The organism is Peribacillus sp. P4_C12, assembly GCF_056402095.1.
Genome location: NZ_JBFUIB010000843.1, coordinates 1 through 1,234, shown reverse-complemented (window position 1 = coordinate 1,234; position 1,234 = coordinate 1). Strand labels below are relative to the sequence as shown.

General features: G+C 41.7%; 2 protein-coding genes. Both read right to left on the bottom strand.

Features of this window, described 5'->3' with window-relative positions; all coding sequences use genetic code 11:
- Nucleotides 1-765, bottom strand: a 765-nt coding sequence (locus tag AC1DUW_RS29590) for an aminotransferase class V-fold PLP-dependent enzyme (RefSeq protein ID WP_477644275.1), incomplete at its 3' end; no start/stop codon positions are given.
- Nucleotides 758-1,234 (bottom strand): PLP-dependent aminotransferase family protein (locus AC1DUW_RS29585; RefSeq protein WP_477644274.1); only part of this gene is annotated, 477 nt, incomplete at its 5' end. The genes AC1DUW_RS29590 and AC1DUW_RS29585, both read right to left, overlap by 8 nt.

Here is a 1,234-nt window from a genome sequence, read left to right as displayed (position 1 = left end):
TGTTTTACCTAAAATGGCATTGGCATTCGCTCCATCATAGTATAATAAGCCGCCAGCTTCATGAACAACCTGAGCGATTTCCACAATTTCTTTTTCAAAAAGTCCAAGGGTATTCGGATTTGTCAACATTAGCGCAGCAGTATCAGGGCCTACATGTTTCTTTAATTCTTCTAGGTTAACTAATCCATTTTTATCGGATGGGATCGTGATCGTTTGAAAACCAGCAACACTTGCACTTGCAGGATTTGTACCGTGCGCGGAGTCTGGAACAAGTACTTTCGTTCTGGTTTCACCTTTTTGAGCATGATACGCCTTAGCCATCATTAAACCTGTCCATTCCCCTTGAGCCCCTGCAGATGGCTGTAAAGTTACAGCATCCATTCCTGTGATGACAGCTAGCTCTTCTTGTAATTCATATAAAACCTCTAGTGCACCCTGTACAGTTTCAACCGGCTGATATGGATGAATGCGGCTAAAGCCTTCCAAACGTGCCACATCTTCATTTATTTTCGGATTGTACTTCATCGTACAAGAACCCAGCGGATAGAACCCATTATCGATCCCATGGTTTTTATTAGAAAGCGCTGTATAATGGCGGACAAGTTGCAACTCTGATACTTCCGGGAGTTCTGCCGGTTCATCACGAATTAAATGCTTTGGAAATTTGTCATTTAAATCAACACAGTCAACGTCACTTTCCGGAAGACTTGAGCCCACACGTCCTGGTCGACTTATTTCAAAAATTAAATCATTATATTCAACCATTTACAATCGCCTCCAAAACATCAATAAATTGATCAATTTCTCCTTTTGTTCGCTGCTCAGTCACAGCTAGCAGCATTTGATTTTCAAAGCCGTAATCACTTTTTAAATCAAATCCACCGATAATACCGGCCTTAAGAAGTTTTTCATTGACTTCCTTTACCGAACGAGGAAGCTCGACAACAAACTCATTGAAGAATGGTGCTTCATTGATAATGGTAAAGCCTTTTTGTTCTAGAGTTTTCGACATGTAATCAGCTTTCTCAATGTTTAGCTGCGCCATGTGACGAATCCCTTGCTTTCCAAGCGACGTCATACAGATGGAAGAGGCAAGAGCATTTAATGCCTGGTTAGAACAAATATTGGATGAGGCTTTATCACGGCGAATATGCTGTTCACGCGCTTGCAGTGTTAACACAAACCCACGTTTCCCTTTTTCATCTGCCGTTTGTCCTACTATACGTCCTGGGAT